The organism is Xanthomonas sp. NCPPB 4037, from assembly GCF_041475695.2.
Lineage (GTDB): Bacteria > Pseudomonadota > Gammaproteobacteria > Xanthomonadales > Xanthomonadaceae > Xanthomonas > Xanthomonas campestris.
In genome coordinates this window covers 4,377,234-4,400,003 of record NZ_CM191261.1, presented here as the reverse complement: position 1 = coordinate 4,400,003, position 22,770 = coordinate 4,377,234, and the positions used below count along the sequence as shown (strand labels likewise).

At 65.9% G+C, this 22,770-nt stretch carries 16 protein-coding genes and 3 pseudogenes; 11 read left to right on the top strand and 8 right to left on the bottom strand.

Annotation, left to right across the window (positions count from 1 at the left end; all coding sequences use genetic code 11):
- The first annotated feature begins 120 nt into the window (after nucleotides 1-120).
- Together ACCQ01_RS19290 and ACCQ01_RS19285 are read left to right on the top strand one after the other, a co-directional pair.
- Nucleotides 121-456, top strand: a complete 336-nt coding sequence (locus tag ACCQ01_RS19290; protein WP_228431412.1) for a DUF3817 domain-containing protein — start codon at nucleotides 121-123, stop codon at nucleotides 454-456.
- A gap of 167 nt (nucleotides 457-623) precedes the next feature.
- On the top strand, nucleotides 624-2,594 hold the full coding sequence (locus ACCQ01_RS19285; protein WP_228431411.1) for an alpha/beta hydrolase family protein: 1,971 nt from the start codon (nucleotides 624-626) through the stop codon (nucleotides 2,592-2,594).
- A 355-nt stretch (nucleotides 2,595-2,949) separates the two neighbouring features.
- Here ACCQ01_RS19285 and ACCQ01_RS19280 read toward each other — a convergent pair whose 3' ends face one another.
- Together ACCQ01_RS19280 and ACCQ01_RS19275 are read right to left on the bottom strand one after the other, a co-directional pair.
- A complete protein-coding gene (locus ACCQ01_RS19280; protein ID WP_228431410.1) occupies nucleotides 2,950-5,274 on the bottom strand; it encodes a S9 family peptidase in 2,325 nt (774 codons plus the stop codon).
- Between the two features lie 160 nt (nucleotides 5,275-5,434).
- Nucleotides 5,435-6,526 (bottom strand): DUF1615 domain-containing protein, encoded by a 1,092-nt coding sequence (locus ACCQ01_RS19275; RefSeq protein WP_228431409.1) that lies wholly within the window; start codon nucleotides 6,524-6,526, stop codon nucleotides 5,435-5,437.
- A gap of 495 nt (nucleotides 6,527-7,021) precedes the next feature.
- Here ACCQ01_RS19275 and ACCQ01_RS19270 point away from each other — a divergent pair.
- Nucleotides 7,022-8,907, top strand: a pseudogene (locus ACCQ01_RS19270) (diguanylate cyclase domain-containing protein).
- A 128-nt stretch (nucleotides 8,908-9,035) separates the two neighbouring features.
- The gene (locus ACCQ01_RS19265; protein ID WP_016944769.1) at nucleotides 9,036-9,482 is read left to right on the top strand and encodes an Rrf2 family transcriptional regulator; all 447 of its coding nucleotides are present in this window, start codon (nucleotides 9,036-9,038) and stop codon (nucleotides 9,480-9,482) included.
- A 294-nt stretch (nucleotides 9,483-9,776) separates the two neighbouring features.
- Here ACCQ01_RS19265 and ACCQ01_RS19260 read toward each other — a convergent pair.
- Nucleotides 9,777-9,956 (bottom strand): annotated as a pseudogene (locus tag ACCQ01_RS19260) (hypothetical protein); the annotation flags it as partial.
- Between the two features lie 218 nt (nucleotides 9,957-10,174).
- On the opposite strand from ACCQ01_RS19260, the gene ACCQ01_RS19255 reads away from it, so the two are divergent.
- Nucleotides 10,175-11,092, top strand: coding sequence for an NAD(P)/FAD-dependent oxidoreductase (locus ACCQ01_RS19255; RefSeq protein ID WP_228431408.1), 918 nt, complete (start codon nucleotides 10,175-10,177; stop codon nucleotides 11,090-11,092).
- A gap of 338 nt (nucleotides 11,093-11,430) precedes the next feature.
- Here the strand turns inward: ACCQ01_RS19255 and ACCQ01_RS19250 are convergent, their stop codons facing one another.
- Entirely contained in the window at nucleotides 11,431-11,979 is a 549-nt protein-coding gene (locus ACCQ01_RS19250) for a hypothetical protein (protein ID WP_228431407.1), read from the bottom strand.
- Between the two features lie 291 nt (nucleotides 11,980-12,270).
- On the opposite strand from ACCQ01_RS19250, the gene ACCQ01_RS19245 reads away from it, so the two are divergent.
- Entirely contained in the window at nucleotides 12,271-12,633 is a 363-nt protein-coding gene (locus ACCQ01_RS19245; RefSeq protein WP_228431406.1) for a hypothetical protein, read from the top strand.
- 189 nt (nucleotides 12,634-12,822) lie between these two features.
- Here the strand turns inward: ACCQ01_RS19245 and ACCQ01_RS19240 are convergent, their stop codons facing one another.
- Nucleotides 12,823-13,359: a hypothetical protein gene (locus ACCQ01_RS19240; RefSeq protein ID WP_228431405.1), complete on the bottom strand. Its 537-nt coding sequence runs from the start codon at nucleotides 13,357-13,359 to the stop codon at nucleotides 12,823-12,825.
- 154 nt (nucleotides 13,360-13,513) lie between these two features.
- Here ACCQ01_RS19240 and ACCQ01_RS19235 point away from each other — a divergent pair, with 154 nt between their 5' ends.
- Nucleotides 13,514-13,804: a hypothetical protein gene (locus tag ACCQ01_RS19235; protein ID WP_228431430.1), complete on the top strand. Its 291-nt coding sequence runs from the start codon at nucleotides 13,514-13,516 to the stop codon at nucleotides 13,802-13,804.
- 22 nt (nucleotides 13,805-13,826) lie between these two features.
- On the opposite strand, the gene ACCQ01_RS19230 is transcribed toward ACCQ01_RS19235, so the two are convergent.
- On the bottom strand, nucleotides 13,827-14,768 hold the full coding sequence (locus ACCQ01_RS19230) for a class I SAM-dependent methyltransferase (RefSeq protein ID WP_267131960.1): 942 nt from the start codon (nucleotides 14,766-14,768) through the stop codon (nucleotides 13,827-13,829).
- Nucleotides 14,769-15,079: 311 nt separating this feature from the next.
- Here ACCQ01_RS19230 and ACCQ01_RS19225 point away from each other — a divergent pair, with 311 nt between their 5' ends.
- Nucleotides 15,080-15,955: a DMT family transporter gene (locus ACCQ01_RS19225; protein WP_012437301.1), complete on the top strand. Its 876-nt coding sequence runs from the start codon at nucleotides 15,080-15,082 to the stop codon at nucleotides 15,953-15,955.
- A 168-nt stretch (nucleotides 15,956-16,123) separates the two neighbouring features.
- On the opposite strand, the gene ACCQ01_RS19220 is transcribed toward ACCQ01_RS19225, so the two are convergent.
- Nucleotides 16,124-16,894: a transporter substrate-binding domain-containing protein gene (locus tag ACCQ01_RS19220; protein WP_228431404.1), complete on the bottom strand. Its 771-nt coding sequence runs from the start codon at nucleotides 16,892-16,894 to the stop codon at nucleotides 16,124-16,126.
- Between the two features lie 172 nt (nucleotides 16,895-17,066).
- Here ACCQ01_RS19220 and ACCQ01_RS19215 point away from each other — a divergent pair, with 172 nt between their 5' ends.
- The gene (locus tag ACCQ01_RS19215; protein WP_228431403.1) at nucleotides 17,067-17,291 is read left to right on the top strand and encodes a hypothetical protein; all 225 of its coding nucleotides are present in this window, start codon (nucleotides 17,067-17,069) and stop codon (nucleotides 17,289-17,291) included.
- 480 nt (nucleotides 17,292-17,771) lie between these two features.
- On the opposite strand, the pseudogene ACCQ01_RS19210 reads toward ACCQ01_RS19215, so the two are convergent.
- A pseudogene (locus tag ACCQ01_RS19210) lies at nucleotides 17,772-19,543 on the bottom strand (expansin EXLX1 family cellulose-binding protein).
- Between the two features lie 733 nt (nucleotides 19,544-20,276).
- Here ACCQ01_RS19210 and cycA point away from each other — a divergent pair.
- Entirely contained in the window at nucleotides 20,277-21,656 is a 1,380-nt protein-coding gene (gene cycA, locus ACCQ01_RS19205; RefSeq protein WP_228431402.1) for a D-serine/D-alanine/glycine transporter, read from the top strand.
- Between the two features lie 140 nt (nucleotides 21,657-21,796).
- Nucleotides 21,797-22,714, top strand: coding sequence for a CorA family divalent cation transporter (locus ACCQ01_RS19200; RefSeq protein WP_161962052.1), 918 nt, complete (start codon nucleotides 21,797-21,799; stop codon nucleotides 22,712-22,714).
- The last annotated feature ends 56 nt before the right edge of the window (nucleotides 22,715-22,770 follow it).

Below are 22,770 nucleotides of genomic sequence, written 5' to 3'. Positions count from 1 at the left end.
TTGCCCTGGATCGCAACAACGAAAGCCCAAGCCTGGCCCGTGTTTTGTAGACTACGCAGGCCAGCGGGCGTCGCCGTCGCCATCGTGTCGCGGCATTGCCTTGGTCGCCTGGAGTGTTGCATGCGTTCGTCTGCTGCGTTGTCGCCGATCGGCCGGCTGTTTGCCGTGGCCGCCCTGATCGAAGGAATCACCTGGGCCGGTCTGCTGATCGGCATGTGGCTCAAATATGGCCTGCAGACCACCGAGACGGTGGTCTGGCTGTTTGGCCGCCTGCACGGCGGTGCCTTTCTGTTCTATGTGGTGGTAAGCGTGCTGGCCGCGGTGCGGCTGCGTTGGCCGTGGTGGGCCTGGGCGCTGAGCCTGCTGGCCGCACTGCCGCCACTGGTGACGGTGCCGTTGGAACTTTGGTTCCGGCGCATTGGTTTGTTGGGTGTGCGGACGCCGTCTGCAGGGTGAGGTGGCGCATGCGCACCGGCCGCTTGCGGCATCGACCGCAGTAGGTCGAGCGCATCACGCCAGCCAACTGCAGCGCTCCTCCCTCACCGATTGCGATGATGGGGGCGTGGACGCGGCAGCGGTCGTTTGCCACCATGCGCCTCTCAAGGACAGGTCGTGGGGGCGATATGCGTGGTTGGACGATAGGCGTGCTGAGTGTGTTGGTGTGGGGAGTGGCGAGCCCGGGATATGCGCAGAGCGCGCCGCAAACCGTGGATCTGGCGCCGTATCTCAAGAGCGACCAGTTCGAGCGGATCAAGATCTCGCCGTCCGGTGCGTACTTCGCACTGACCATGCCGCTGGAAGATCGCACCGTGTTGGGCATCGTGCGGCGGCAGGACAAGGTGGCCACGGCCAAGGTCACCGGCGGCGTCAACAGCGTGGTGGATGATTTCTGGTGGGCCAGCGATGAGCGCATCGTGGTGTCGATGGCGCAGCGGCTGGGCTCGCGCGACGAGCCGGTGGCGATCGGCCAGCTGCATGCCATCGATGCCGATGGCAAGAATGGCCGCCTGTTGGCCAGCCCGTACGGCACCAATCCGGACATCAATGGCGCGCAGTTGAAGATGGACCTGGACCCGGCGACCTACATGCTGGACACCTTGCCCGGCGACGCGCGCAACATCCTGGTGTCGGCGGTTCCGTTCGTGGGCGATCCCAACGTCCGCATCGACAAGCTCGACATCCAGAGCGGCCGGCGCACAACCGTGGCCACCTCGCCGGTACGCCGGGCGGGGTTTGTGACAGACCAGCAAGGGCGTATCCGCTTTGCCAACGGCCTGGACATCAGCAACGTCAGCAAGTTGTATTACCGCGACAACGACGATGCGCCGTGGCGGCTGATCAATGATGCGGCCACCAGCAAACAGCGCCAGTTTCCACTGGGTTTTTCTGCCGATGGCGGCCGCGCATATCTGCAAGTGGAGCAGGCCGCCGGCACCGATGTGCTGGTGGCGTGGGATCCGGCAACCAGCAAGACAACACCGCTCCTGCACGACGATGCCGTGGACCCGTACCGCATCCTGCGCGATCTGGATGGCACCACGCCGATCGGTGCGTCGTACATGAGCGATCGCGTGCGTAATCGTTTTTTCGACGAGACATCGCCTACCGCCAAGTTGTACCGCAGCCTGGAAAAGGCCTTCGATGGCAACGCGGTCTATATCACCTCGGCCACCAGCGACCGCCGCCTGGTGCTGGTGTATGTGTGGAGCGATCGCAACAACGGCGATTATTATCTGTTCGACACGGTCAGCAAGAAGGCCGATCGTGTGTTCAGCCGCCGCGAATGGTTTGCGCCCGATGGCGTGCCGGCGACCAGGCAGGTGAGCTTCAAGGCGCGCGATGGCCTGCTGCTGCATGGCTACCTGACGCAGCCATTGCATGCGCAAGCCGGCAAGCCGTTACCGTTGATCGTAATGCCGCATGGCGGCCCGTTCGGGATTTTCGACAAGTGGGAGTTCAATGACGACACCCAGCTGCTGGCCGCAGCCGGTTATGCGGTGCTGCGCGTCAACTACCGCGGCTCGGCCAACTACGGCTACGCGTTTACCCAGGCCGGTGCCAAGGAGTGGGGCGGGCGCATGCAGGACGATGTCACCGATGCCACCCGCTGGGCCATCGGTGAAGGCATTGCCGATGCGTCGCGCATCTGCATCTACGGCGCCAGCTACGGCGGCTACGCGGCGCTGATGGGCGTGGCCAAGGAGCCAGCGCTGTATCGCTGCGCGGCCGGTTATGTGGGTGTCTACGATCTGGACATGATGGCGCGTGATACCGGGCGCTCCGCGCGCTGGGCCAAGAACTGGACGGTCGATTGGCTGGGCGCACGCGACACCTTGGCCGCGCGCTCGCCGGTAACCCTGGCACGGCAGATCAAGGTGCCGGTGTTCCTGGCGGCCGGCGGCAAGGACGAGCGCGCCCCGATCGAACACACCAAGGCCATGGAGCGCGCGTTGAAGGGCGCCGGTGTGCCGGTGGAGTCGCTGTACTTCCCCAACGAAGGCCACGGTTTCTACACCGAAGCGCATCGGCGTGAGTACTACACGCACTTGCTGGCGTTCTTGAGCAAGCAGCTGGGTGGTGGGACGGCGAAGTGATGCGTTGGCGTTCCATCAGGCGTCGGCTGATGGAACGCGTGATCGAGAGCGCCTGCGGTGGGGCTGCACGAAACGTGATGCGTTGACTGCGTTGTGCAGTCGCCCGCATTCTTCGCGACGCTGCGTTGCGAAAGAATGCGGCCTATGGGTAAGGCATCGCGGCCAGGGCCGCTCCTACAGTTCTTTGCTGGCCGTGCGAGCGATGCACGGTGCATTGGAGCGTTAGTGTTGCACCTAAGGCAGTTGCTGCCCGACGGAACAGGCCAGCTGCATCGCCGCTTTTTCGGCGCTCCCCCTTTCAACTACCCGATAGCACGGCACCGCCGGTGGTCAACGGTGCCGTGTCCCGCGCCGCTTACTTCTGCGGCATCGGCTGCATCTGGTACTGCGCCGGTGGCGTAGCACCGAGCAGGTACTGCACGAAGTAGTCCCAACGGCGGCGGGTGACATACGGTGTGAGGTCGCCATAGCCATGCTTGGCATTGGGCAGCATCAGCATGTCGAAGTTCTTGTTGGCCTTGATCAGCGCATCGGCCACCAGCAGGGTGAGATACGGCGGCACGTTGTCGTCGAGCGTGCCGTGCACCAGCATCAGCCGGCCTTGCAGCTTGCTTGCATGGGTCGCGTTGGCCTGGTCGTCGTAATTGGAGGTGCCGTCCTTGTTGACGATGTGCTCGCCGTGGTACTTCTCGGCCCAGTCGTCTTCGTAGCCGCGGTTGTCGTGGTTGCCGCTTTCCGACCATGCCACCTTGAACAGTTCGGGGTAGCGCAGCATCGCGCCGGTGGACGCATTGCCGCCACCGGAGTGGCCCCAGATGCCGACGCGGGTGGTGTCGAACCACGGGTAGCGCTGGCCGAGTTCCTTCACCGCAGCCACCTGGTCGGGCAGGGTGTTGTCGCCCATGTTGGCGTACCAGGTGTCGTGGAAGGTCTTGGAGCGCCAGGGCGTGCCCATGCCGTCGATGGCAATGACGATGAAGCCCAGTTCCGCCAGCGATTGATTGTCGCCATGGCCGGCGTAGAAGCCACGCCCGCGCACCGAGCCGGTCTGCGGGCCGGGGTAGATGTAATCGATCACCGGATATTTGCGTGCCGGGTCGAAGTGGGTGGGCTTGAACAGCAAGCCGTACAAGGTGGTCTTGCCGTCGCGCGCTTTCACCGTGATCGGTTCCGGCGGGACCCAGCCGGCGGCCTTCAGGCGGGTGATGTCGGCGGTGGCGACGGTGCTGAGCGTGCGTCCATCGGCTGCGTCGCGCAGCACGCTGACCGGTGGGGTGAGCGTGGTGGAATAGGTGTCGACGAAGCGCGCGCCATCGGGTGAGAGTGCAATGCTGTGGTCGGCCGCTTCCGGCGTCAGCAGCACCGGTGCGCCGCCGTCCAGGCTCACCTTCCACAGTTGCTGGTAGTACGGGTCCACGCCCGGCACCTTGCCCACGCCGACAAACCACGCGGTGCGGCTCACCGTGTCCACGCGCAGCAGCTCGGTGACATTGCCTTCGCCGCTGGTGATCGCGCGTTTGGGCTTGCCGGTCTGCAGGTCGTACAGATACAGCTGGCCCCAGTCGCTGCGCTCGGAGAACCACACCGCTTCGTTGCTGCCGGGCAGATAGGCCCAGTTCGCCGCGACCTGGCCACTTTCGTAATAGGTCTTGGCGGTTTCGTCGAAGGCGGTGCGTACCGCGCCGGTACTGGCGTCGGCAATGCGCAGCCACACCTGCTTGTGAAAGCGCGAGGTGGAGGCGAACGCCAGCGTCTTGCTGTCCGGCGCCCATTTCACGTCGTCCCACAGGCCCGGCGAGCAGCTCACGTCATCGCACAGGGTGGAGCGGTGCTGGTCCGGTGGCAGCTTCAGGCGCACCACGCTGGCGGTGGGCACGTCGATGATGACGCGCTCGATCATGGTCACGTCCTTGTCGCCGGCCAGCGGGTACTTCCACGACTGCAGTTGCGGATGCCCGAGCTTGGTGCTGACCAGATACATATCGCCGGTCTTGCGTTGGTCCTGCTGGAAGGTGGCGATCTTGCGCGAGTCCGGCGACCACGCAACGATGGCCTTGTCGCTGTGCTGCCAGCCGGCGTTGTCGGTGGCGTAGCCGAAGTTTTCCACGCCATCGCGGGTCAGCTGGGTCTCCTTGCCGGTGGCCAGCTCACGCACCCACAGGTTCCAGTTGCGGATGAAGGCCTCGCGGGTCTTGTCCGGCGACAGCACGCCCGGTTCGGCCTTGTCGCTGGCGTAGACCTTGCTGCAGGCGGCGCGCGCATCGCAGATCACGTCGGTGTCGCGGATCTCGAAACGGTAGCGGCCATCGGCGGTGAGGCTGACCTTGGGCGCGAGCGTGGCGGCCTTGAGCGGTTTGTCGCCGGTCTTGAGCAAGCTGTTGAGCGCGGTGGCCAGCCGGGCAGGCTTGAACAGTGGTGCGGTCTTGCCGGTGGCGGTGTCCAGCTGCAGCAGGCGGTCGCCCTTGGCGTCATGGTCCACATACACCACATGCGTGGGGTCCAGCCAGGTCACCTGCGTGGCGGCGTGGTCCACCAGCGGCTGCGCCAGATAGCTGACCAGGCGTTCGGCGCGCGCGTAATCGGCGGCGGTCACGCTGGGCGCCTGCGCGCTGGCCAGTGTGGGCAGCAGGGCAACGGCCAGGGCGGTGAGCAGGTGGTGCATCGGCAACGGTGTGGGCATGTGGACCTCATCAAAAGGACGCGCGCCGAGCAGAGTGGCGCAACCCGGCAATGCTACGTGCGCGGGCGGGGCCTGCGACCCTGCCATACGTCGTGCTTTGCCACGGCGCGCAGCTGCGGGCGTGGTGCCAGACGCGGCGCGTGCCGCGCAGCGGGTGCTGCTACTTGGCCATGCAGCGCTTCCAACGGTCGTTGACGCGTTGGGCGAACCAGGCGGTGGTGAGGGTGCGGGTGATCTTGGGGCTCTCCAGGGTGATGCCCGGTAGCACCGCGCGTGGCAGCGCCGCGCGGCCGTCGCGCTCGGCCAGCGCAAAGACCTGGCGATACAGCGGGCTGTCGCCGAAATCGGCGCGGTTGCCGTCTTCGAGCGCGGCGCGGATCTGGCGGTCATTCATGCCCAGCTGGCTGGCCAGCGCCCGTGCGGCGCGTTCGGTGCCGCCGGGTGCGTCCAGGCTGGCGCCCGGGGTGAGCAGGTCGCCATCCAGCGCCAGCGCGATGCCGCTGGCCTTGCTCAGCGCGGCCTGGAACGCGGCATTGCGGCTGGCGTACCAACCGGCATTGAAGTCGGCAAAGCGGTACAGCAGCGCGTCGTAGCGGGCGGGGTAACCCAGCAAATGCCGGGTGCCGAACCACAGCCCGCCGCGGCGGCTGAACACCTCATGCCGGATGGAGTCGTCAGGCGGGTAGGGGTAGCGGTCGGCATGCTGCTCGGCGAAGGCGATGCTCACCTGCATCGGCCCGCCGGTGCGCACCGGATTGAGCCCGCCAAACAAGCGCCCACCCAGCGGCACGCTGCCGGCGAAGTCTTCGAAGATGCCGCTCAGCTCCTGCTCGGTGCGCGCAGCGGCAATGCGGGTGGCATAGCTGCGGCCATCGGGCGAGGTGATGCGCAGCGCGGCATCGACCATGAAGCCGGGCAGGTGGTGGGCGCTGGCGCGGCGGTCGATCTCCGCGCGCGAAATCTTGCCCAGGTTCGGCACCGGCGGATTGGCCTGATAGGTGGACTCCTGCTCGGTGACCGCCAGCACCGCGCAGATGTGTTCGGGCGTGGTGGCGATGTCCTGCGAGGCGAGCGCCACGTAGACGTCGCTGGCCCAGCCGGCGCGGTCGCTGAGCGATGCCGGCAGGCGGCGCGCGATATCGGCCTGCACGGCCTGTGGCGAACGTTGCGGCACGCGGGGCGCCTGCGTCGCACAGGCCGACAACAGGGCGAGCACGGCAAGCGCCAACAGGCGCGGAATCGAACGGGTCACGGCGTCTCCGGGAAAGGCGGGTGGTACTGCCGGGTGGCAGTTTACGTGGCGCGCTGTTGGCGGGCTGCGGAGGGCAGATGGCGGCGGCAGGCGCATGCACGGCTTGCCGGTGGCATGGCGTGGTTCACCGGGACAGCGCGTTTGCTACTGGCCATACGGCTTGTCACACGGGCGCCAATGGCCGCGGCGACGCGCTGCGTGCGGGGACGGGTGCAGGACCGGCGCCCGCCACAGCTCGGGCGGCGCTTCGTAGCACGCTTCGTAGAGCGCGCAGCGCTGCCACGTTCAGCGGGCGCCATTCAAGACCCTGGCCACACGGCCGATAACGAGCTCGACCATCTGCGCGATCGCCTGGTCGGGCACTGCGCGCGACTGCAGCATCGGTTCCATCACCTACGACGGAGGACTGCGCCATGCCACAGCAATCAGTACCTCCTCACCAGGGCCACCTGCGTGCCACGGCCGCGATGCCATGGTGAGCGCGATGCGTGTGCGATGAAACGTCAGCGCACGGCGTGGTGGCTTCCGCATCTGTGCACTGCACTGCTGTGGGTCAGTGGCGCGGCCTGGAGCCAGCCGCAACCCTGGGCCACGACCGAAGCCATGCTGCTCGACGACCCCACCGCCGCGCTGCAGGCCACCGAGCGACAGCTGCGCCAGGCGCGCGCAAGCGGGCAGGCCGATGCCACGTTCTGGGCGGCCTTGGCACAGGCGCGGGTGCTGATTTCGCTGGAAGACAGTGCACGCCGCACACAGGCGCTGACGCAGGCACGCGACGTGCTGGACCAGCTGCATGGCAGCGGCGCACAGGCGCGGCTGTGGCTGGACACGGTGCAGGCACTGAGCGACGTGCGCGAAAACCCCAATCACACCATGGTGGCGCGCCTGGAAGAATTGCGCCGGCAGGCGCGCGCGCTGGGCCGCCGTGACCTGCTGTGCGAAATCGATGCGGTGGACATGTGGAGCATGCTCGCATCGGGCAGCAGCGATGAGGCCTGGAATGCCGCGCAGGCCAGCTACCAATGTGCGGTGCGCGAAGGATCGCTGTCGCTCGAGCTGGATGCGCTGACACAACTGGGGTCACTGGCCAGCCGCGTGGGCGGGCGCACCGCCAAGGAAAACGAAGCCGAAGCATATCTGCTGCGCGCATTGGCGCGCCTGGGGGACCTGCCGGCACGCTTCCAGCGCAGCCTGATCGAATACGAATACGAATACGGTGCCTCGTTGGCGCTGCAGCAGCCGGACGCGGCGCTGGTGCATTTCCGCCGCGCACTGGCCTTGAGTCGCGCGCTGGGCGATCAGGCCGGCGTGGCAGCGGCACTGACCAGCGCCAGCGAAGCCTTGATCGAGACCGGCGATGCCGCCGCGGCGCTCGTCACCGCCAACGAAGCGCTGCCGCTGATGCAGGCGCAGGGCAACATCGGCCGCGTCGCGCCTGTCACGCGGTGTTGTTGAAGGCGATGACCGCGCTGAAGGATGCGCACCTGGGCGAGGAGATCGCCGCGGCCAGGCGCGCCGATGGCCCGCGGCTGGCATCAAGCCGGCGTGTGGACCTGGCCGACGCCATTGCCGCGGCGTTGGCCTCGATGGGCCAGCACGCGCAGGCCTACGCCGAGCTGCAACGTGCCAACGCCTTGCGTGAGCGCAGCCAGGAAGGCCAGCGCGACACCGTAATGCTGCGGCTGCAGGCACGCTACGAAGATGCACGCCGCAGTGCGGAAACCGCGGAATTGCGCCGCCGCAGCGAAACCGCGCAGTTGGCGCTGCAGGCGCGCGAAGCCGGCCAGCGCACCTTGTGGATCGCGCTGTGTGCGGCCTGCCTGTTGCTGATCGCCGCGCTGGTGGTGGTGGCGGTGGGCTGGCGCCATCGCCGCCAGCTCTCCACCCTGGCCATGCGCGACGAACTGACCGGCCTGCCCAACCGTCGCGCGATCCGCACCGAGGCGCAGCAGCAGATCGAGCATGCGCTGCGTACGCGCACCTCCTGCATGCTGGCCTTGATCGACCTGGACCACTTCAAGCAGATCAACGACGTGCACGGCCATGCCACCGGCGACGCGGTGCTCAAGGCGCTGGCTGCCGCGTCCCGGCGCGCCCTGCGCGAGCGCGACCAGCTCGGCCGCCTGGGCGGCGAGGAATTTCTGCTGGTGTTGCCCGGCTGCACCGCTGACGAAATCGGCAACGTGTTCGCGCGTCTGCGCAGTGCGGTCGCGGCGATTGCCATCGCAGGCTTGCCAGCAGATGCGCCGGTGCGCTTCTGCCTGGGCGCGGTGCGCGTCACCCCGGCAACCGGGCTGGACGTGCTGCTGAGTCAGGCCGACCTGGCGCTGTACGCCGCCAAGACCGCCGGACGCGACCAATGGGCCGTGTACGGCGCGTAGTGCAGGTGCGCGCGCTGGTGGAGTGCGACAATGGCGCCGCACTGCGGCACACTTTGCGCGCGGCGCTGCCGCACCTCCTGCCTGCTCAGCGATGCCATTCCGTGCGTACCGATAGCCGCCTTTCCCGCATGCTGCATGTGCTGTTGCACATGGCCAGAAGTGCGCAGCCGATGACCTCCGAACAGATCGCCCGCATGCTGTCGACCAATGCGGTGGTGGTGCGGCGGACCATGGCCGGCCTGCGCGAGGCCGGCTACGTGCAATCGTCCAAGGGCCACCACGGTGGCTGGCAGTTGGCGCGCGATCTCGCCCAGGTCACATTGCTGGATGTGCACCGCGCTGTCGGTGGCCCGCATCTGTTCGCGATCGGCACCGACCAGGACCACCCGCAATGCGGTGTGGAGCGTGTGGTCAATGCCGCCATCGCCGACGCGCTCACCGCCGCCGAAACCTTGCTGTTGGAGCGCTTGGGGACAGTAACGCTGGCAGACCTGGCCAGCGACTTCGATGCCTTGTGCAAGACCGCCACGCCCGTGCAAGCCGCGGGAAAAGCCAAGCGCGTACGGCGCGATTGAGCGGTTCGGCAGCGCCGGTGGCCTTGTGGTGGGTGCGCTCGGTTGCTGGGATCCTCGCTTGCCAGCGATGGTTGACTGATCTGTCTGCTTGCATGCAGCCTGATGCTGCTTCAACGAAATGAGTAGTTCAATCGCTGCGCGTCGAATGAGGTGACGGGCGACGCATGCACTTGTGGTCTCTGTAGGCCTTGCTCATCGCAGTGCTACGCATTGCAGGCAATCACGCGGCAGGCTGCACGCTGTACGTGGCGCGGTGTTGGCCATGTGATCAGCGCGGTGCGCGTAATCGCCTCGCAACCTCCGCAATCTCGCAGTGCTTGGCGTTGCAGGGCATGACAGATTGACGCCGTGGATCACCAGCTCGCCGGCACGCGCGTTGAGGTTGGTCACGTGCTGCACCGCCTTGATCATCAACGAATCGCGCCCGTTGCCGGCGTCGCCCAGTACCTTGAAGCCATAGAGCTGCGTCCCCGGCTGGCTTCACTCCAGGCTGTCGCCCTGCAGTGGCCATGCGATCAACACGGCACACACAGTCGCTTCAAGTGCTGACTCCAGTCTCGACAACAGCGCAGCCGCTGAGCTCGCTGATAAGCGCATGCACAATCACATAGCCCTCCGGTAACCGCTTGAACCGCTGCCCCACTCATGTAACATCGAAAAGTACATAAAGAAGCAAAAGGCAAGGCAGCGCAATGCACTACGACGTGATCATCATCGGTGGCAGCTACGCGGGACTCTCGGCCGGCTTGCAGCTCGCGCGTGCACGCCGCCGCATTCTGGTGGTGGACAGTGGTCTGCGCCGCAATCGCTTTGCCGCAACCTCGCATGGTTTTTTGAGCCGCGACGGCGAGTCGCCTGCGCAGATTGCCGCGCACGGGCGCACGCAGTTACGCGCGTATCCCGATGCGCACTGGGCCGATGCCGAGGTGACGCAGGTGGACGGCACCGCAGAGGCATTCCGCGTGACGCTTGGCAATGGTGGGGCCCACATGGCGCGCCGTCTCATCATTGCCACGGGTGTGGTGGACCGCCTGCCGGATATCCCGGGCCTGGCCGAGCGCTGGGGCAAGCAGATCTTCGTGTGTCCGTATTGCCATGGCTACGAACTGGAGCAGGGACAAATTGGCGTGCTGGCCACGTCTGAGTTTGCGGTGCATCAGGCCGCGATGCTGCCGGATTGGGGCGCCACCCGCTTGTTCTTGAACGACGCGCTGGCCTTGGACGCCACGCAGAACGCCCAACTACAGGCACGCGGCGTGACCCTGGTGCCAGGCGCGGTGGCCCGCATCCAGGGCGACGACGCGCATGTGGAGGTGGTGCTGCGCGATGGGCAAACCACACAACTAGACGGCCTGTTCATCACCACGCAAACCCACATCAGCCCTGTGGTGACGGCAATGGGGTGCGCCCTGGCGGACGGGCCACTGGGCAGCCATGTAGCGGTGGATGCAATGCAGGCGACCTCGGTTCCCGGGGTCTTTGCATGCGGCGACATTGCCAGCCCCGCAGCCTCGGTGACCTTCGCGGTGGCCAGCGGTGCCATGGCCGGCGTGGCCGCGCATCGCTCGCTGATCTTTGGCTTGCCGGCGTCAGCTGAGCCGGCGCAGTGACCGCGGAGCGGCGAAGAGAGAACTCGCGCGCGTGATCGTTGTTATCGCAGCCATTTTGCACCGGATCCAGCTAATGAATGTTGGTCGGCGGTAACAGCCATGTACCGCGATCTATGCCGAAGCGTGCGCTCGCCCTCTGCATTTACTGACGAGTGCGCGCAGCATTGCGTCAGCCGCTGCAGTGGTTTGCGAATCGCCCGCAGCAACACCGTTGCGTCTGCGCATCGGCCGCATACAAATACGCCCGGTGCAGGGAGATCGGCAGCAAACCGTAGTGTCTGCCGATCTCCCTGTACCGGGCGCGTGGTGACGACTGCAGTGCGCAGTCGTCTCTGCTGTTACTGCTGCACTTCCTGGAACGGCACGTTATGTTCCTTGGAATACGCACGTTGCGCCGTGTTCAAGGCCTGGATGTCGGCCACCAGGCCGTTGGCGGTGGTCTGCAGCTGCTTGCCCAGCGGTGCCAGGGTCTCCTTGGTGTAGCCATCCGGCAACGCGGCAATCTGCTCCATCGCGGCCATGGTGGCGTCGGCGCTCTTGAGCGTGGCAACCAGCTTGGCATCCAGCTCCTTGGCGTTATCGGGCACGCCCGAGGCCATCATCGTGTTGGCCTGCGTATTGGCGGCCAGGGCCTTGCGCTGGCCGGCCAGTGCAATCTTGTACTGCTCCAGCGGCTTGTGCGCGATGGCATCGGCCATCAGCGACTGACCGCGCTCGCCCGACACCCATGGGTCGACGATTTGGACCACGCCGTTCCAGACCGAGATGTTATGCAGGAGATAGTCGCTGGAGGACATCTTGGAGGCGCCGCTGGCGATATCGCTTCCGCCACAGGCAGACAGCAGCAGGCTGAAGGAAAGCACGACAAACGCGGTGAAAGTCTTCAAAGCAGAGTCCTTGGTACGGGTTTTCCGCGGCAGGGCCGCAGCGAACAGGAGAACACCAAGGAAGCGCCAACGGCCTGCAGCATCGCGACCGATGCGGACGATCTTCCTTGATACGAAGCAGCGCTTGGGTCCATCCCACGATGCGGGTGCGCTACGGCATGGAGTATAGCGGCCGTCGTCAGATGCATGCGGCCTTGCCCGCTCAAGCGCGATCTGCACGCGCTCAATCCTGCATCGCGTGCTGTGCGGTAGGCGCCGGTATTGGCAGCGTGGATCTGTGCGTAGCGGTGCGTGCATGCGACATCGGTAAACTGGCGAACGATTCGTTGCGATGGCACTACGTTGAAACCACCCCGTCGCCGTGCAGTTGTACCAGCACCCAATTCACGCAAGGAGCGCATCGCGGCGGTGCTGCAAGGTGCGGGCATGCTACTGGTGGCGGCAGCCTGCTGCATGCGGCTGGCGCTGCTGGTCGAGGCCGTGGTGAAGGGGCGTTATGTCAGCGTCATCCGTGGGCGGCCGACACGCATTTTCCTGCTGGAGGCGGATCCGCAGCGTTACTGGATCGCCATTGGCTGGGATGCGGCGTTGACAGGTGGCTTGTTGGTGCTGCTGCTGGTGATCGCCCGCATGTGGTGGCTGCAGCGGCGCTGATGCCGCGTTTAGCGCATTGTTGTGCAGCGGTGCGTCTTGCGCATGGCAGCGCTCTGCCAGCACCGCGCATCAACGCAGCGCTGTTCTGAGACGTGACGTGCATTGCGCATTCCGGCGCGGCATGGCGCTGCATCGAGCGTATTGCTTGATGATCAAGCGCCATCACGGCCGCAGTTCGGCCATCCCCGCTCAGCGTGTGGGCTGCCCAGCCGCTGGCTTCTTCGGTTTGAGATTCGGCCAGGTGTCGTAGCCGTAGACGAAGTTCTTCTGGTCGGTGCCCTCGGTGGGGTCGCAGCGTGGCGAACTTCCGCTAGCGGCGATGCCGGGTTCCAGCTTTCCGCCCACATCGCGCACGGCCTGCGCGGCGTAGTCGCAGATCGGGCCGTCGGTTGCCACGTTCCAATCGGTGCGCGTACTGGGCTTGGCATGCTGGATCAACACGATTGGCGTGCCGTTGAACACATGCACTTGTGCAGCGTGATCGCGCCCGGTGCTGAAATAGCAGGGTGCCGGAATGCCCAGCGGCAGTCTCTCGGCATCGCACTGGATCACGCATTGGCCATCGCGTTCGCCCAACTGCAGGACCCGGCCCGCCAGGGTGGCGGTGGTCACCGGATGGCGCGTGGTCACCGGTGACGATGCGGCGGCGGGAGTCTGTGCGTCTGCCGGCAGGCAAGCGAGCATCAAACCGAGTGCGAGGGTGCTGGCGGCAACTGGCAGGCGCATGCAACGTCCGTGTCGATGGCGCCGCAGTATGGCAGATGCGCTGGCTGCTCCTTCCTTTAGATCATCCAGCCCAGGGATGCAGCGGCCCAAGCGTTGGGCAATGCGCCTGCATTGCTAGACTCCCGGCACTGCAAACGGAGCGCACCGCGTGGAGATGGAAACCCTGAAGGCCGCGCGGCGGCCGCCGGTGTTCGGTGGGCTGTCGTTGCTGGCGGTGCCGGTGGGTGGTGGTGTCGGGATCATCGCCGCCGCCGGCTATGGCGGCTACGGCGCGGCGATTGCCGGGCTGATGGTCGCGGTCTGCGTGGCGGCCGTCATCGGGCTGGCGTGCCTGATGCTGTCGCGGCTCAACAACGAGCGCTATGCGCCGCTCGCATGGGCCGGTGCGGTGCTCAGCGTCATTCCCGGCGTGATGGTGCTGGTCGTCATCATCCTGCGAGGTTGACGCTGATTGCCTCAGACGCGCATCACCGCCGCGGCGGCAGCACCGCCAGCACGCCATCGAGCGCCAGCTGGGTGCGAAACCCGGCCTTGCTCAGCCGCTTGCTCACTTCGTTGGGCACGTCGCGGCCGCTGGTGAGCTTGTTGGGCGCGCCGGTGTAATGGAACAGGCGCCCCCCCGGACGCAGCACGCGCGCCAGCTGGTCGTAGAACACTTGCGAATACAGCTCCCCGGCAATGCCGAAGCGTGGCGGGTCGTGCAGGATGGCATCGAATGCTGCATCGGCCAGGGTGGTGATGTGCTGCGCCACATCGCCATGGGTGAGGTGCAGGCGGCCGGCCGCTGCTGCTGCGTCCGGATCCGGTGACCAGGGGTTGAGCGTGCGCAGCCACAGAACGTCGGCGTTCTTCTCGAACGACTGCAGCTGCGCGACGCCGGCCTCCAGGCAGCAGGCCGCGAAGTAGCCGAGGCCGCCGCAGGTGTCGAGCACGGTCTTGCCGCGCGGTTCCACCAGCGCCACCTTGCGTTGCGCATCCTCGAACGGCGAGAGCTGCGCGGAGGGCAGCATCTTGATGCCATCGATCTCGAAGGTTGGCGCGCCCCAGTCGGTGGGCACCAGCTTGATCAAGCTGCTGCCGAAGCGCGAGATGGGTTCGAAGTCGTCGCCATCCCAGAAATACAGCGTGCGGTCCTTGAGCTTGCCCGGATACGGGTAGCCCTTGCCCTGCCACTGCCAGGTCTGCGCATCGAGCTCGGCGGTGGCCGTGGTGCGGCCCAGGTCCAGCGAGCCGGTCCAGCGTGGGTGGCCGTGGTCGCGCGCGGCAAGCAGGGCGAGGGCGTCGGAGCGGGTCAGCAGGGGGCCGGAGTAATGGGACACGATGACGGGTCTGCACCGGGCCGCGCCACATGCACGACCAGGCTGAAGGGGAGGGACCGGCAGCGTACCTGAGCCATTGCGCCGTGGCATCGGGGCAGTGGATGCGTGCTGGCGGCCGTTGTGCTGGCGTAGCGCTGGCGGCTTGGCCACCCTTGGGTGCGCGCGACCGACGATCCGGTACGCAAGATGCGCTTCTGCACTGCGTGGCATGCACATTTCGAAGCGACTGCGCTCCGCAAGCGGGCCGCGCTGGGCCAACAACCCGCCATGTCGCTGCTATCGCGGTACTGCCGTGCCCGGATTCACTGCGCGCCAATTCCGCTTGAGCGCATCGCGCCGCATACTTGGCCATGCCGGCATCGACACCGCGTCGGATGCAGCGCCACTGCGGAGTGCGGTCCATGCTGAAGGGTGTGTTGTTGGGGTTTGCGTGCTACGCGGCCTATTCGATCAGCGATGCGTTTGTGAAGCTGCTGGAAGGCACGCTGCCGGCCTATGAAGTGCTGTGCCTGGGCGCGCTACTGATGCTGGTGGCGGTGCCGTTCCTGAAGAAGCCCGAAGACCGCTTGCGCGAGCTGGTGATGGCCAAGCAGCCGGCGCTGTGGCTGTTGCGTGCGCTGACCGGCGCCATCGGCAACCTGACCTCGGTGATCGCCTTCACTACCTTGCCGATGGCCGAAGCGTTCGCGCTGATCTTTCTGATGCCGATCTTTGTCACGGTGCTGTCGGTGGTGTTCCTCAAGGAGGAAGTGCGCTGGCGGCGCTGGTCGGCGGTGATCGTCGGCTTTATCGGTGTGCTGATCGTGCTGCGGCCGGGCTTCCGCCACCTCACCCATGGGCATGTGGCCGCGATCGTGTGTGGCCTGGTCGGTGCGATTTCGGTGATCACCTTGCGCATGGCCGGGCACAGCGAAAAACGCCTCACCCTGTACGGTGCCGGCGTGATCGGCCCGCTGGTGATGGGCGCGATCTTGATGCTGCCGACTTTCGTGTGGCCCACGCTGTACCAATGGGGCCTGCTGGCCGGCTACGGCCTGTTGGCGGGTCTGGCGGCGATCTGCCTGATGTACGCCACGCGCATGGCCCCGGTCAGCGTGGTGGCGCCTACCCAGTACAGCCAGATGCTGTGGGCGATTGCTTTCGGCTACCTGTTGTTCCATGACCACCTGGATTGGCCAATGGCGGTTGGCATCGCACTGATCCTGGGCGCCGGCCTGTTCACCCTGGTGCGCGAGGAGCAGGTATCGCGTTGGTGGCGACGCACCAAGATTGTGTGAGGTGCGGCGCGTAGCGCCGCGGGAATGGGGAGTCGGGAATCGGGAATCGTAAGAGCAGCTGCTGGCGCTGATCATTACGGCGCAGCGCCTTTGCGATTCCCGATTCCCCATTCCCCATTCCCCATTCCCCATTCCCCATTCCCCATTCCCGACATCACAGCGTGATCGTCAGCGCCCCCGCCAATGCTCGACGATGCGCGCATAGTCGCCACTGGCCTTGCTCAGGTGCAGCCATTGATCCACGTACGCCTTCCATGCCGCGTCGTCGCGCGGGAGCAGGAAGGCTTTCTCGCTGTATTGCAGGGGCTGCTCGGGTGCGACCGCGCACAGGCCGGGCAGGCGTGCTTGCTGGAACGTGGCTTCGGAGGCGTCGGTAATCATCACGTCGGCGCGGCCCTGCCGGAGTTCTTCGAAGATGGTGGTGTTGTCTGCAAACAACCGCAGGTTCGCCTGCGGCAGTTGGCGCCGTGCGAACGCCTCGTTGGTGCCGCCGGGCGGCTCGATCACACGCACCTCCGGGCGATTGATCTGGGCGACGCTGCGATAGTGCGCCTGATCGGCGCAGCGCACCAGCGGGATCTTGCCGTCGACATCCAGCACGCTGCTGAAACTGGCCTGGCGCTGCCGTTGCAAGGTCACCGAAATGCCGCCCACCGCCAGGTCGCAGCGATCGGCCAGCAGGTCGTGCATCAGCTGTGGCCAACTGGTACGGACGAACTGCACCCGCGCATCCAGGCTGTCTGCCAACGCCTGTGCCAGCGCGATATCGCTGCCCTCGAACTGCCCATCGGCGCGCAACAGCGAATATGGGCGGTAGTCGCCGGTGGTGCAGACACGCAGCACGCCGGCGCGCACCACCGCATCCAGGCGCGAGGCGGGTGCTGCTGCCGTCGCGGTGCCGCACAGGAGCAGCAGCATGATCAGAAGACGTGGGCGCATGACAGCGGCCTGGAGGGCGGAGCCCCATGATAGCCACTGGCACGCAGGCAACCACAGCGCAGCGGTGCGCGCTCACCGTCAACGGCATGTCAGCGCCCACGCGCTACGCCTCACGGCCTGCTAGCGCTGCGCGCACTAGCGTCGGGTACTGGTTCCCAGCCGGAAATGTCGCATGATCCTGTATTCGCTCAACACCGATCCGCCTGCGTCCGTTGTCTCGCAGTTTCGCTTGCACGGCACGCCGGGGCCGCAGCGCGACGACGACTTGCCGCCCTCGAACGACCCCTCGCCACGGCGCGGCGGTATCGACGATGAAGTGGGCGATCTCGACAACCCCGAGAACGACGACGATCACGCATTGCCCGGGCGCGTCGGTGGTGGCCTGGCGGGTGGTTGATGCACGTGGAGTCGCACCGGCGGACACTACGCGAGTAGACGCCGGTGCGACGTTGCTTAGAGGCTGCGCCGCCGCTCGCGGCGGGAAGGGCATGGTGAATAACCGCATGCCTCACTGCTGCTTACAACAGCGCCAGTTCGCGCATGCCGCTATTTGGTCGGTATTGCTGGCGATTCACGGTGCTCTACTCAAGCGGCCAAGCGCTGGCCACACGCGCGAAACTGCGTAAGGCTGGCTCGCTGAAGCGGATGACTGTGTCTCTGGCAATGCATGCGTGAAGCACTTGCACGCGCACTAACTTGCGTGGCGACGGCCGGTGCGTGCAGCCGGTGCGTGACAGCGACCCGCACGCACGGGCTGACCCAACGAGATCAACTAGTGGCGTTGAAAGCGCTTGTCGCTCTAAACAAGCAAACGAGCTAACAAGCTCACGCGCGTTAACCAAGCCAACCACCAGTTCAGGCAAACCACGTGTTCGCGCTACGGAAACTGCACATGCCCCGGTTCGAAATACGCCGGCTTGCTGCCGTCTTCTGGCAGACGTGGCAAGGTATCGGTGAGGACCTTGCCGCGAATGTCGGTAATGCGCAGGGTTAGCGGTTGGTCGCCCAGTTGCTCGCCCAGGAAATGGTTGTAGTCCATCTTCTGCAGGTTCTTCCAGGTGCTGCCTTGCTTCACTTCCAGCTTCACCACCGGATAGGCGTGGTTGCGCACCTGGATCGCCGCCCACCAGCGTGAGCTGCCTTCCTTGATGCGGTATTGCAGGTTGCCGGTGACCGGCGCGCGCACCACTTTCCAGCTGATCGGGATGTGCCCCTGCACCATGTCGCCGATCGCCGCGAACGCGTTGTGCGATAGATCCAGACCGCCGGTTGCGCCCTCCGGATATAGATCGGTCACGTAGACCGTGGTGGTGCCCTTTGGGCCGGTCACCTGCAGGTACGCGCCGGCAAGCGCGGCCTTGACGCCACCGAAGTTCAGCTGCACCGGGTTGAGCGCGGTGATGAAGGCCGTGCTGGGGATGGATCGAGCAGCAGCGCGCCGCCCGAATAGCCTGAGCCGGTGTAGGTCGCCGTACCGCTGAAGGTGCTGTCCCAGCCGGTCGCCTTGCTCGCATCGGCTGCGCTCGCGTGCTTGGCGGACGCGGTTGCGGGCAGGGCCGTCGACACGCCCCACGCACGGTGCAGCACCTGCAGTTTGTCGGCGCGCGGCGTGCCATCGCGGGCGAGCAGGCCGCCGTTGTTCGCATCGCCGATCTCCCAACTGCCAAGAAACGCGCTGCGCAGGCCGGTGGTATCCAGATAGGTGCTCAGCGCCTGTTGCCAGGCAGGGTCGCGCGGGTCGCCATCGCCCAGCCCGCCGCCCGTGCTGACCGGCAGCACGGCATGCGTGGCAGCCAGCGTGCCGAAATCGCGCTGCCATGTGGCGGGCAGTGCATCGGGGAAATCGCGCGCTGCGAACGCCTCGGCCGCATCGCGGTCGGGCCCGGCCAGTTTGGGCATCAACACCAGGTTGGCAGCCGCGATGCGGGGTGGCACGCAGGCCAGCGGTTGCAGGTTGCTGCCAGGTGCCTTGCGCGCCGTGTCACTGCACACCGCATTGCTGCCAACACCTTCCACGCCGATGACCCAGCGCGGCGCGTATTGCAGCACCGCTGCCGCCGCGCGTGTGGCAACGCGGTTCCAGTCACTTGCAGATGGATTGCCTGCCCACGTGGCGTTGCGATACCCGCTACTGCCCAGGTCGACGCCGATCACGCCGGTGTTGGTGCGGTAGCGCTGCGCGAGCATGCGCAGGCCGCGTGTCCAGGTTGTCGTGTCTGCACTCAGCTGCGGTGCCTGGTCATCGCATCCGCCATTGGCGAACGCCAACATCACCTGCATGCCGCGTTGCGTGCTTGCACTGACCACCGCGTCCAGCGCTTGCAGTGCGGTGGCGCCGCGCAGCGCCGGCTCACCGGCCACGTCGCGCGCGACCAGTGGCTGGGCCTGCAGCGATGCGGGGCAGACCGGGATGCGGAGCGCATTGATCTGCGCGGCCTGCATCTGATCAAGTGCCTGCTGCAGCGTGGTGTCCTGCAAGCCACGCGCGACATGCGATGCGCCATCAAAGCCAGGCCAGGTCACGCCGCGTAGCTGCACTGCGTGGCCGCTGGTGTCGCGCAGCTGTCCGTGAGCGTCGACCTGCATGGCGCAGGCAACGACCGGGGCCAGTGCCGCGCATGCGACCAGCCACTGAGCACGTGGATTCATGGAACTCTCCTGAGGATTGGGCCCGCGCAGGAGACCAGCTATCGCCTCGGCGGTCCGTGCGCGCAGTCAAGGAAGCGGGCAGGAGCATGCGCGGTGTGCCGAATGAAACAACGGCCTGCGACGCGCATCGCCTTTCGTCTGCGGTGGTGTCGTCGCTCTCCTGGTTGCAGGTTTCAGTGATCTTCGCCGGTGCATTGACATGGCGAGCATCGAATCGATACCAGCATCTGCGCAAGGCATCGTGTGCAACGACAGCTGCGCGTCATGCTGCTCGCCCCGTACGGGCCGCGACTGTGCGCTGCCGATCCGGACTGACACGCAAGGTGGGGCAGAAAGTTGCAGGTGAAAGTTATGTCGTCGCGCCATGGTCGTGTCGAAGCTCAGAGCGATAATGATGCAGGTCCATCGGTCGGCGCCGCATTGCGAAGCAAGCAAACAGCGTGTCATTCAGCCGCGAGCCCTCACCCGGGGCATCTTGAGTAACGCCCTTGCACGCCGCAACGCCGGCTAGCACTCACTCACCTCGCGTCATCCAATCTTGGTCACTGCCACCAGCAGTGCCACGCCGCAAAACCACAGCACCACCAGCCATGGCGTAGGAAACGCGCGCACCAAGCATGAGCGAACGTTGAGGTGCGTCCTTCGCGCCACACGACGCAGCTGCGCATATCGCTGGTGCGCGCCGGCGCGATCTCGTATTTTTGTCTGCTTGCTCACCGTTGGTACCGTGCCCATGTCCGACCCGTCCGCGCCCGATCACCTGCAACGCAGTCTGTCCAATCGCCACCTGCAACTGATCGCGATCGGCGGTGCGATCGGCACCGGCCTGTTCATGGGCTCCGGCAGAACGATCAGCCTGGCCGGGCCGTCGATCCTGTTCGTGTACCTGATCATCGGCGTGATGCTGTTCTTCGTGATGCGCGCCATGGGCGAGCTGCTGCTGTCCAACCTGGACTACAAGTCATTCATCGACTTCTCCACCGATCTGCTCGGGCCCTGGGCGGGGTTCTTCTGCGGCTGGACATACTGGTTCTGCTGGATCATCACCGCCATTGCCGATGTCATCGCGATTGCAGCGTACGCCCAGTTCTGGTTTCCCGAACTGGCGCCGTGGGTGCCGGCGGTGCTGTGCGTGCTGCTACTGCTGGCGTTGAACCTGGTCACGGTGAAGTTGTTTGGCGAGCTGGAATTCTGGTTCGCGCTGATCAAGATCATCGCGATCTGCGCGTTGATCATCACCGGTGCGGGCCTGGTGATGTGGGGCTTCCGGTCGCCCTCCGGCCACGTGGCATCGCTGAGCAATCTGTGGAACGACGGCGGCATGTTCCCGATGGGAATCGGCGGCTTCTTTGCCGGGTTTCAGATCGCGGTATTCGCCTTCGTTGGCATCGAGTTGGTGGGCACCACCGCTGCGGAAACCGCCGACCCGCAGCGTAATCTGCCCAAGGCGATCAACTCGATCCCGGTGCGCATCCTCATCTTTTACGTGCTGGCGCTGATCGCGATCATGGCGGTGACGCCGTGGCGGCAGGTGGTGGCCGACAAGAGCCCGTTCGTGGAGTTGTTCGTGCTGGCCGGTGTGCCGGCGGCGGCCAGTCTGATCAATTTCGTTGTGCTCACCTCGGCCACTTCATCGGCCAATAGCGGCATCTTTTCCACCAGCCGCATGCTTTACGGCCTGGCCGAAGAACGCAACGCGCCCAGGGGCTTTGCCAAGCTGACGCGGGCGGCGGTGCCGGCGCGCGGCCTGCTGTTCTCGTGCATCTGCCTGCTGCTGGGCGCGATGCTGGTGTATCTGATTCCCGATCTGGTCACCGCATTCACGCTGGTCACCACCTTGTCGGCCGTGCTCTTCATGTTCGTGTGGTCGCTGATCCTGTGCGCCTACATCGCATACCGGCGCAAGCGCCCGGAGCAGCATGCAGCTTCGGCGTTCAAGATGCCCGGTGGCGTGTTGATGTGCTACGTGTGCCTGGCGTTCTTCGCCTTCATCATCGTGTTGCTGACCTTGCAGCCGGACACGCTGCATGCACTGCTGGTGAGCCCGCTGTGGTTTCTGGTACTGGCGATTGCCTATTGGGTGAAGCAAAACCAATTGCCCACAGCCCGCTGAGTGTGCGCCGCCGCCGCATGCGGGCGGCGCGGGCACATGGGGCAAACACGACCGCCAGCTGAGTGCAGACAGCCGGCGGCGTTGACGCGGGTGAGGCGGCACCGGATGCTCGCCAGCAGTCTTCCGCCATGGCCCACCGCATGATCACCATTCACTCCACCTCCGCCGCCGATCACACGCAGGGATGGTGGGTGGACCTGTGCCAGCCCAGCGCGCAGGAGTTGGCCGAGGCGGCCAAACGCGTGGGCTTTGCGCTGCCCGACCGCGCGGCGATCGGCGAGATCGAATTCAGTAGCCGGGTGCGGCACGAAGGCGATGTGCTGTTCCTCAACGTGCCGCGCTTCCAGGACGACGACGGCCCGACCGCGCCGCTGGGCTTTGCGGTCTCCCCCCACATGCTGGTCACCCAACGCGAGCAGCCGATGGGCTCGCTGGATGCAGTGGCCGCGCGGCTGGCGCACGCGCCCTGCCGGGGCGGCGACGACCTGCTGCTGCGCATCTTCGATCAACTGGTCGGCCACCTGGCGGACCGTCTGGAAGCGCTGGAAGCAGAGATCACCGAGACCACTCGCGCGGTTTTCGACACCTCTGCCAAGACCAAGACGGGCGCGCTGGAGCGCATGCTGCACCAGGTGGGCGACATGGGGCGCCGCCTGGGTGGGCTGCACAACGCCGGGCAGGGGCTGCTGCGGCTGGTGACGTACCTGGATGGCGCCGCCCCCGAGTGGTTTGGCGACGATGCGCCCAGGCGCATCGGGCTACTGCACAAGGACCTGACCACCTTGAGCGAATTCCAGCAGCACATGGACGACCGCATCGAGTTCCTGCTCGACAGCGTGCTCGGCATGATCAACATGGAGCAGAACAACGTCATGAAGGTGATGGCGGTGGCCTCGGTGGTCGGCATTCCGCCCACGGTGCTGGTCGGCATCTGGGGCATGAATTTCGCGCATATGCCCGAGCTCAAATGGCACGACGCGTACTACTGGGCGCTGGGCGTCATCGCGCTGAGCGTGGTGGTGCCACTGGCCTGGTTCCGCAAGCGCGGATGGGTGTGATGCGCCGCCCAGGGTTGCGCGTTGCCCGTTTTCACAACGCGTTGGTGCTGTCTGGC

What these genes read in the sequence shown, in the direction of transcription:
- ACCQ01_RS19290 (WP_228431412.1), top strand. Translation starts at nt 121, where the DNA reads ATGCGTTCGTCTGCTGCGTTGTCGCCGATCGGCCGGCTGTTTGCCGTG.
- ACCQ01_RS19285 (WP_228431411.1), top strand. Translation starts at nt 624, where the DNA reads ATGCGTGGTTGGACGATAGGCGTGCTGAGTGTGTTGGTGTGGGGAGTG.
- ACCQ01_RS19280 (WP_228431410.1), bottom strand. Translation starts at nt 5,274, where the DNA reads ATGCCCACACCGTTGCCGATGCACCACCTGCTCACCGCCCTGGCCGTT.
- ACCQ01_RS19265 (WP_016944769.1), top strand. Translation starts at nt 9,036, where the DNA reads ATGCTGCATGTGCTGTTGCACATGGCCAGAAGTGCGCAGCCGATGACC.
- ACCQ01_RS19255 (WP_228431408.1), top strand. Translation starts at nt 10,175, where the DNA reads ATGCACTACGACGTGATCATCATCGGTGGCAGCTACGCGGGACTCTCG.
- ACCQ01_RS19240 (WP_228431405.1), bottom strand. Translation starts at nt 13,359, where the DNA reads ATGCGCCTGCCAGTTGCCGCCAGCACCCTCGCACTCGGTTTGATGCTC.
- ACCQ01_RS19235 (WP_228431430.1), top strand. Translation starts at nt 13,514, where the DNA reads ATGGAAACCCTGAAGGCCGCGCGGCGGCCGCCGGTGTTCGGTGGGCTG.
- ACCQ01_RS19230 (WP_267131960.1), bottom strand. Translation starts at nt 14,768, where the DNA reads ATGCCACGGCGCAATGGCTCAGGTACGCTGCCGGTCCCTCCCCTTCAG.
- ACCQ01_RS19225 (WP_012437301.1), top strand. Translation starts at nt 15,080, where the DNA reads ATGCTGAAGGGTGTGTTGTTGGGGTTTGCGTGCTACGCGGCCTATTCG.
- ACCQ01_RS19220 (WP_228431404.1), bottom strand. Translation starts at nt 16,894, where the DNA reads ATGCGCCCACGTCTTCTGATCATGCTGCTGCTCCTGTGCGGCACCGCG.
- ACCQ01_RS19215 (WP_228431403.1), top strand. Translation starts at nt 17,067, where the DNA reads ATGATCCTGTATTCGCTCAACACCGATCCGCCTGCGTCCGTTGTCTCG.
- cycA (WP_228431402.1), top strand. Translation starts at nt 20,277, where the DNA reads ATGTCCGACCCGTCCGCGCCCGATCACCTGCAACGCAGTCTGTCCAAT.
- ACCQ01_RS19200 (WP_161962052.1), top strand. Translation starts at nt 21,797, where the DNA reads ATGATCACCATTCACTCCACCTCCGCCGCCGATCACACGCAGGGATGG.